The sequence below is a fragment of the Amycolatopsis sp. w19 genome (assembly GCF_051373225.1).
Classification (GTDB): Bacteria; Actinomycetota; Actinomycetes; order Mycobacteriales; family Pseudonocardiaceae; genus Amycolatopsis; species Amycolatopsis japonica.
Genome location: NZ_JBPQFM010000018.1, coordinates 179072 through 187027, shown reverse-complemented (window position 1 = coordinate 187027; position 7956 = coordinate 179072). Strand labels below are relative to the sequence as shown.

At 67.7% G+C, this 7956-nt stretch carries 8 protein-coding genes; 6 read left to right on the top strand and 2 right to left on the bottom strand.

The genetic code is table 11. From position 1 onward, the window contains the following. Positions 1-124 precede the first annotated feature (124 nt). The gene (gene fbaA / locus ACSMFO_RS30060; RefSeq protein WP_038521530.1) at positions 125-1153 is read right to left on the bottom strand and encodes a class II fructose-bisphosphate aldolase; all 1029 of its coding nucleotides are present in this window, start codon (positions 1151-1153) and stop codon (positions 125-127) included. Positions 1154-1236: 83 nt separating this feature from the next. Further along, a complete protein-coding gene (locus ACSMFO_RS30055; protein ID WP_038521533.1) occupies positions 1237-2058 on the bottom strand; it encodes an LLM class F420-dependent oxidoreductase in 822 nt (273 codons plus the stop codon). Positions 2059-2108: 50 nt separating this feature from the next. On the opposite strand from ACSMFO_RS30055, the gene ACSMFO_RS30050 reads away from it, so the two are divergent. The 6 genes from ACSMFO_RS30050 (at position 2109) to ACSMFO_RS30025 (ending at position 7953) form a co-directional block, all read left to right on the top strand. After that, a complete protein-coding gene (locus ACSMFO_RS30050; protein ID WP_436461337.1) occupies positions 2109-3023 on the top strand; it encodes an aldo/keto reductase in 915 nt (304 codons plus the stop codon). Positions 3024-3172: 149 nt separating this feature from the next. Then, positions 3173-4063, top strand: coding sequence for an SDR family oxidoreductase (locus ACSMFO_RS30045; protein WP_436461336.1), 891 nt, complete (start codon positions 3173-3175; stop codon positions 4061-4063). A gap of 3 nt (positions 4064-4066) precedes the next feature. Beyond that, entirely contained in the window at positions 4067-4540 is a 474-nt protein-coding gene (locus ACSMFO_RS30040) for a pyridoxamine 5'-phosphate oxidase family protein (protein ID WP_073845806.1), read from the top strand. Positions 4541-4619: 79 nt separating this feature from the next. Further along, a complete protein-coding gene (locus ACSMFO_RS30035; RefSeq protein ID WP_436461335.1) occupies positions 4620-6089 on the top strand; it encodes a flavin-containing monooxygenase in 1470 nt (489 codons plus the stop codon). Next, entirely contained in the window at positions 6086-6952 is an 867-nt protein-coding gene (locus ACSMFO_RS30030) for a metal-dependent hydrolase (protein WP_436461334.1), read from the top strand. Before ACSMFO_RS30035 ends, ACSMFO_RS30030 begins: the two co-directional genes overlap by 4 nt. After that, on the top strand, positions 6952-7953 hold the full coding sequence (locus ACSMFO_RS30025) for a PDR/VanB family oxidoreductase (RefSeq protein ID WP_436461333.1): 1002 nt from the start codon (positions 6952-6954) through the stop codon (positions 7951-7953). Before ACSMFO_RS30030 ends, ACSMFO_RS30025 begins: the two co-directional genes overlap by 1 nt. The last annotated feature ends 3 nt before the right edge of the window (positions 7954-7956 follow it).

Genomic DNA, 7956 nt, shown 5'->3' with positions numbered 1-7956 from the left:
TGCGCATCCGCTGGGAAGTCCGCGACGACCTCCACCAAGGCTTCCTCACCCTCGGCTGCGCCATCATCTGCTGGCGCAGACTCAAAGCCCACTCATTCTGTTAGGACCCCTAAATGCGGGAAGGTCAGAGCTTCTTGCCGGCGGAGCCCAGCGACTGGGCGGCCTCGACGATGCGCGCGGCCATGCCGGCCTCGGCGGCCTTCAGGTAGCTACGCGGGTCGTAGACCTTCTTGTTGCCGACCTCGCCGTCGATCTTCAGGACGCCGTCGTAGTTCTTGAAGAAGTGGTCCGCGATGGGCCGGGTGAAGGCGTACTGCGTGTCGGTGTCGACGTTCATCTTCACGACGCCGTAGGACACCGCCTCGCGGATCTCCTCCGGCAGCGAGCCGGAACCGCCGTGGAAGACCAGCTCGAACGGCTTCGAACCCGCCGGGAGGCCGAGCTTCTTCGACGCCGCCTCCTGGCCGCCCTTGAGCACGTCCGGGCGCAGCTTCACGTTGCCGGGCTTGTAGACGCCGTGCACGTTGCCGAAGGTCGCGGCCAGCAGGTAGCGGCCGTTCTCGCCGGAGCCGAGCGCGTCGATCGTCTTCAGGAAGTCGCCCTCGGCGGTGTACAGCTTCTCGTTGATCTCGGCTTCGACGCCGTCTTCCTCGCCGCCGACGACGCCGATCTCGACCTCGAGGATGATGTTCGCGGCCGCGGCCTTGGCGAGCAGCTCCTGCGCGATCTCGAGGTTCTCGTCGAGGTCGATCGCGGAGCCGTCCCACATGTGGCTCTGGAACAGCGGGTTCTGGCCGTTCTTGACCCGCTCCGCCGAGATCTCGATCAGCGGGCGGACGAAGCCGTCGAGCTTGTCCTTCGGGCAGTGGTCGGTGTGCAGCGCGACGTTCACGTCGTACTTGGCGGCGACGACCTGGGCGAACTCGGCGAGCGCGACCGAACCGGTCACCATGTCCTTGACCTTCTGGCCGGACGCGAACTCCGCGCCGCCGGTGGAGAACTGGATGATCCCGTCGCTCTCCGCCTCGGCGAACCCGCGGATGGCGGCGTTCAGGGTCTCCGACGAGGTCACGTTGATGGCCGGGTAGGCGAATTCGTTCGCCTTCGCCCGGTCGAGCATCTCCGCGTAGACCTCGGGGGTGGCGATGGGCATCGTTTACTCCTCCTCGAAGCAGGCTGGTGCACCTCTCGGCCGCATCGTACGAGGTCGGCCGGGAGGTGCCTACAGCCGTCGCGTCAGAGGAGGACCGCGGCGAGCGCCCGGTAGACCGGCAGGGGGTCTTGGTTCAGTACCTGGATGTTGACGTGGTCCGCCCCGGCCTCGATATGCGCGGTGACGCCGCGGGCGACCGTCTCGGCGTCGCCGTGGACGGCCAGCGCGTCGACCAGCTTGTCGCTGCCCTCGCCTGCCAGGTCTTCGTCGGTGAAACCGAGTTTCCGCAGGGAGTTCGTGTAGTTGACGAGGCTCAGGTAGAACTGGACGCCCGGCCGCCCGATCTCACGGGCCTTCGCCGGGTCGGCCTCGAGGACGACCTTCTGCTCGGGCGCGAGCAGCGGTCCTTCGCCGAGGATCTCGCGCGCCTGGCGGGTGTGCTCGGGCGTCATCAGGTACGGGTGGGCTCCCGCCGTGCGGTCTCCTGCGAGTTTGATCACCTTCGGGCCGAGAGCGGCGAGAACGCGGCCTTCGACCGGCACCCCGGCGTCGTCGAGCGCGTCGAGGTACTCGACCAGCGCCGTGTACGGCTTCTTGAACTCGGCGGTGTGCTCGCGGTGCCCGGCCCCGATCCCGAGCAGGAAACGGCCCGGGTGTTTCGCCTCGATGCGCTTGTACGACTCGGCGACCGTGACCGCGTCGTCCTTCCAGATGTTGACGATGCCGGTGGCCACCTTGATCGTCTTCGTGGCGTCGAGCAGCTCCTCCGCCTTCACGAGGTCGCCGTCCGGTGAGCCGCCCAGCCAGATCGCGCCGTAGCCGAGTTCTTCCAGCTCACGGGCGATCTCCGGGGTGAAGACGGATTCGTGCTGCCAGATGCCGATCCTGCCGAGTTCGATTCCCATGTTCCGAGCCAACACCACGGGCGGGCGATGTCTTCCCTTATGTTCGAACCATGGCGAAACTCGGGAACACCGACCTCGACGTCCGTGGGATCAACCTCGGCGGCAACGTCTTCGGCTGGACCGCGGACGAGGAGCAGTCCTTCGCCGTCCTCGACGCCTACACGGCGGCGGGCGGCAACTTCATCGACACCGCCGACCTGTACTCCCAAGGCGGTTCCGAGACGATCATCGGCGACTGGCTGGCCAACCGCGGCCGCCGTGACGACGTCGTCATCGCGACCAAGACCGGTATGTGGGAGCAGCGCAAGGGGCTGTCGGCGGCGAACATCGCGGCGGCGGCCGAAGACTCGCTGCGGCGGCTCCGTACCGATCACATCGACCTCTACTACGCGCACATCGACGATCCGGACACCCCGGTCGAGGAGACGATGCGAGCCTTCGACGCGCTCGTACGCGCGGGCAAGGTGCGCTACGTCGCGGCGTCGAACTACTCCGCCGAAAGGCTGAGCGAAGCACTGTCCATTTCGGACCGCGAAGGGCTGGCGAAGTACGTCGCGCTGCAGCCGCACTACAACCTCGTCGAGCGGGACTACGAGCAGGATCTGGCGCCGACGGTCGAGCGCGAAGGCCTGGCCGTCCTACCGTATTTCTCGCTGGCCAAGGGTTTCCTCGCCGGAAAGTACCGCTCGAAGGACGACCTCGGGGACAGCCCACGCGCCGCTCGCGCTTCGTCCTATTTGGACGAACGGGGCGAGCGGGTGCTCGCGGCGCTCGACGAGGTCGCGGCCTCCCGCGGCGTCCCGGTCGCGGCCGTTTCGCTCGCGTGGCTGTTCGCGCAGCCGACCGTCACCGCGCCCATCGCGAGCGCCCGCTCGGTCGAGCAGCTGAACGACCTCCTGCCCGCGGCCGACCTCGCGCTGACCACCGAGGAGGTCGACGCCCTCACCGCCGCCTCCGGAAGCTGACGACCCTCGCGTTTCGTCCTCTGAATGCGGTAGTTGGCACCACGAACTACCGCATCCAGAGGACGAAACGCGGACTTACTTGCGGGTAGCTTACTCCGGGTAGGTTGGGGTACCGTCCGAAAGCCTTAGGGCTCGGACGAGGAGGCAACGTGGCCAAGAACAGCGTGAACGGCAAGGTCGTCCTGATCACCGGCGCCGCGAGGGGCATCGGCGCGGGGCTCGCCGAGCGCCTGGCCGCGCAGGGCGCGAAGGTCGCCTTGGTCGGCATCGAAGCCAAGGAACAGCAGGCGGTCGCCGACAAGATCGGCCCCAGCGCGCACGCGTGGGAAGCCGACGTCACCAGCTGGGACGACCTCGAACGCGCCACCACGGGCGTCGTCGAGCACTTCGGCGGGATCGACATCGTCATCGCGAACGCCGGCATCGCGACCTCCGGTTTCGTCCGGTCGGTGGATCCCGCCGCCTTCGAGAAGGTCATCGAGGTCGACCTCCTGGGCGTTTGGCGCACCTTCCGCGTCACCCTTCCGCATGTCATCGACCGCAAGGGCTACCTGCTCGCGATCTCCTCCCTGGCCGCGATCACCCACGCGCCCGGCATGGCGAACTACGCCGCCGCGAAGGCGGGCGTCGAGGCGTTCTGCAACAGCTTCCGCGCCGAAGTCGCCCACCTCGGCGTGAAGGTCGGCGTCGCGCACCCCACCTGGATCCGCACCGACCTCGTCGAGAGCGCCGACCAGCACCCGGTCTTCGGCAAGCTCCGCGCCGGCATGCCCGGCCTGCTCGGCAAGACCTACCCGCTGTCCGTCGCGCTCGACCACCTCCAGGCCGGGGTCAACAAACGCGCCCGCACCGTGCACGTGCCCCGCTGGGTCGGCGGCCTGAAGCTGATCCGCGCGTTCCTGCCGCCGATCATCGAGATCGGCGCGAAGGGCCGGATCAAGAAGGCCGACGCCGCCGCGCTCATGGACATCAAGGAGCGCGGGGCGTACGAATCTTCAGTGACCGGTCAGGCAGGCCGGGCCGCCACACGAAAGGGCTGACGTATGTCCCGTCGCGACCAGATCCGCATGTCACCTGACGAACTCGCCGCCTACCTCGACGAGCAGAAGGTCATCAACGTCGCGACGATCGGTCCGAACGGCCGCCCGCATCTGGCGCCGCTCTGGTACTACCCGCACGAGTCCGGCGTCGCGACCTGGACCTACGGCACGTCCCAGAAGGCGAAGAACCTGGAACGAGACCCCCGCGCCACCGTGCTCATCGAGGACGGTGAGAGCTACGAGAAGCTGCGCGGGGTCTCCCTCGAAGCCGACGTCGAGGTCATCACCGATACGGCTGTGGTCACCCAAATGGGTATCAGCCTCATGCAGCGGTACGCGGGCGCGAAGCCCGGGGACCCGGTGCCCGACGAGCTGTCCGGATTCATCGGCAAGCAGGCCCCGAAGCGGATCGGGCTGATTTTCCGCCCCACCAAGATCGTCAGCTGGGACCACACGAAACTCGGCGGCACGTACTGACGGGTAGGTAGTACTAGCAAGTAACTGTTACTTCAGGTAACGTCATCTGCGCAAGAAAGCCTCGACGTGGAGGGCGCAGATGACCGAGCGATTCAAGGTCGTGATCGTGGGCACCGGATTCTCCGGGCTCGGCCAGGCCATCCAGCTCGAAAAGGCCGGGATCTCCGACTACGTGATCCTGGAGAAGGCGGACGAAGTCGGCGGTACGTGGCGCGACAACTCGTACCCCGGCTGCGCCTGCGACGTGCAGTCCCACATGTACTCGTTCTCCTACGAGCAGAACCCGGACTGGTCGCGGTCGTTCTCGCCCGCCCCCGAGATCTTCCAGTACCTGAAGGACGTCACCGACAAGTACCGGCTGCGGCGCAAGATCCGCTTCGGGGTCGAGCTCACCGGCGCCACCTGGGACGACACCGCACGCCGCTGGCACGTGCACACCAAGTCGGGCGAGTTCGAGGCCCAGTTCCTGGTCTCCGGCGTCGGCGGCCTGCACATCCCGCAGGTGCCCACGCTGCCCGGGATCGAGAAGTTCAAGGGCCAGACCTGGCATTCGGCGCAGTGGAACCACGAGTACGACCTGCGCGGCAAGAAGGTCGCCGTGGTCGGCACCGGCGCGAGCGCGATCCAGTTCGTCCCGAAGATCGCCCCCGAGGTCGACGAGCTGACGCTGTTCCAGCGCACGCCGCCGTGGATCATGCCGAAACCCGACCACGCCATGCCGGGCTGGGCCAAGACCGCGTTCCGCCGGATCCCCGGTGTGCAACGGCTTTACCGCAACGCGCTGTACTGGTTCCTCGAAGTGCGCGCCGTCGGCTTCAACGGTCACCCCGCGATCATGAAGGCCGGCGAGGTGATCGCGAAGCGCCACATCGGCAAGGCCATCAAGGATCCGAAGCTGCGCGAGAAGGTCACCCCGGACTACACCATGGGCTGCAAGCGGGTGCTGATCTCCAACGACTACTACCCGGCGATCGATCGGTCCAATGTGGACGTCAACACCGAAGGCGTGCGCGAGGTCAAGGCGCACGGCGTCGTCGATGGGAACGGTGTCGAGCACGAGGTCGACGCGATCATCTACGGCACCGGCTTCAAGGTCACGGATGCCTTGGAATACCTGGACATCACCGGGATCGACGGCCGCGACCTCGCCAAGGAATGGGCGACCGAGGGGATGCACACGCACAAGGGCATCAACGTCGCCGGTTTCCCCAACCTGTTCTTCCTCCTCGGCCCGAACACCGCGCTGGGCCACAACTCCGTGGTCTTCATGATCGAGTCGCAGGCGCGGTACGTCGTCGACGCGATCAAACTCGCCGACTCGCGGGGCGCCGCCGCGCTCGACGTCCGCCCCGGCGTGCAGGAGAAGTTCCAGCGCGAGATCCAGGACAAACTCGTCAAGGGCGTGTGGGCCCAGGGTGGCTGCAAGAGCTGGTACCTCGACGCGAAGGGCGTCAACCGGACGATCTGGCCCGGCTTCACCTGGCGCTACTGGCTCGACACCCGCAAGGTCGACGCGAGCGACTACGAACTCAGCGGGAGGTCATCGTGACCGACCACGAGCAGATCGTCCTGCACGCCCGCGACGTCGAGTTCGACTGGGCGTCCCTGCCGATGCACTGGATCCCCGGCGAACCGCAGGCGACGCACACGATCAACGTGCTGCATCTCGCACTGCCGGAGGGCGAACGCTGGTTCGTCGAGGTGTTCAAGCAGGCCGTGCCGCTGATCCGCGACGAGCGGCTCAAGGAGGACGTCCTCGGCTTCATCGGCCAGGAGGCCATGCACGCCGAGGCGCACGACGGCGCGGCTGAACACCTCGAAGCCGCGGGCGTCCACGTGCGGCCGTACATCGCGCAGATGGAGTGGATGTTCCGCCGTCTGCTCGGCGACCGTGAGCTTTCCGCCAAACGGCGCGAGGAATGGCTGATCGAACGGCTCGCCGTCATCGCCGCGATCGAGCACTACACGGCGTTCCTCGGCCAGTGGATCCTCGACGCCGAAGCGCTCGACAAGGCCGGCGCCGATCCGACGATGCTGGATCTCCTGCGCTGGCACGGCGCCGAAGAAGTCGAGCACCGCTCGGTCGCCTTCGATCTGTTCATGCACCTCGACGGCCGCTACGCGCGCCGTGTGCGCAGCATGCTCGTGGTGACGCCGGTACTCGCTTGGGTCTTCTTGCGGGGCACCACGTTCCTCATGAAGAACGACCCGACCCGGCCGGGCAAGACGAGTTTCCGGACCTACCTGCGCGTGGCGAAGCTCGGGCTGCTGCCGTCGGGCAGGCAGTTGCGGCGCGAGATCCGGCCGTACTTCCGGAAGTCCTATCACCCCACCGAAACCGGCAACACGGATCAGGCCGTCGCGTACCTCGCGAGCTCTCCGGCCGCGCTGGCCGCCGACGAACCCCGGTGATGACACCGCCGAGGCCGCTGCGGCTCGACGGCAGCGGGCGCACCGACCGCGCGATGGCGTCGCTGACCGGTGTCGTCGCGCTCTACCGCAGGCTCAGCGGGGTGAGCGGCCGTCGCCGTCCGCCTGTGGTCGCCGTCGACCGTGACCTCCCGCTGGTCGTCGACGACCTCCGCGCCCAGGCGGACGGCGTCGCCGTCCTGCGGCTGGTGCACGAACGCGGCGAACCGCTGCCTCGGTGGCGTCCCGGCGCGCACATCGATCTCTCGCCGCGGCCAAGCCTGGTCCGGCAGTACTCCCTGTGCGGCGACCCGGACGACCGCTCGGCCTACCGCGTCGGGGTCCGGTTGCTCGGCGAGGGATCGACGGCGATGCACGCGCTGAAGAAGGGGGCGCGGATCACCGGGCGCGGCCCGCGCAACGCCTTCCCGTTCGTCGAGAGCCCGGCGTATCTGTTCATCGCGGGCGGTATCGGGATCACGCCGATCCTGCCGATGGTGCGGCAAGCGGCCGCTTCGGGCGCGGACTGGCGACTGGTCTACACCGGTCGCGACGAGGCTTCGATGCCATTTCTGGAGGAATTGTCCGAATTCGGCGACCGCGTTTGGATCCGGCCGGACACGGACTACGGGATCCCCGCGTCGGGCGCGGAATTGCTCGAAGGGGCACCGAAGAGTGCCCCGATCTACTGCTGCGGCCCGGTTCCGATGATCGTGAGCGTCCGGACGGACGCGGCGCTGCACGGCTCGGGGCCCGTGTTCTTCGAACGGTTCTCGACGCCGCCGATCGTCGGCGGCAAGCCGTTCCGCGTCGAACTCGCGCGCAGCGGCGTGACCCTGGACGTGCCCGCCGACCGGTCGGCGCTCGACGTCCTGCGCGAGACCGTGCCCGGTATCGCTTATTCGTGCCGCCAGGGGTTTTGCGGGACGTGCGAACTGCCGACGGTGACCGGCGACCGCGTCCGGGTCTGCGTCGAACGCGAGCCGGTCACCCTCGATCTTTGAGAG

Bases quoted from the DNA above. Each gene is read 5' to 3' on its own strand.
- fbaA (WP_038521530.1), bottom strand. From the start codon at position 1,153: ATGCCCATCGCCACCCCCGAGGTCTACGCGGAGATGCTCGACCGGGCG.
- ACSMFO_RS30055 (WP_038521533.1), bottom strand. From the start codon at position 2,058: ATGGGAATCGAACTCGGCAGGATCGGCATCTGGCAGCACGAATCCGTC.
- ACSMFO_RS30050 (WP_436461337.1), top strand. From the start codon at position 2,109: ATGGCGAAACTCGGGAACACCGACCTCGACGTCCGTGGGATCAACCTC.
- ACSMFO_RS30040 (WP_073845806.1), top strand. From the start codon at position 4,067: ATGTCCCGTCGCGACCAGATCCGCATGTCACCTGACGAACTCGCCGCC.
- ACSMFO_RS30035 (WP_436461335.1), top strand. From the start codon at position 4,620: ATGACCGAGCGATTCAAGGTCGTGATCGTGGGCACCGGATTCTCCGGG.
- ACSMFO_RS30025 (WP_436461333.1), top strand. From the start codon at position 6,952: ATGACACCGCCGAGGCCGCTGCGGCTCGACGGCAGCGGGCGCACCGAC.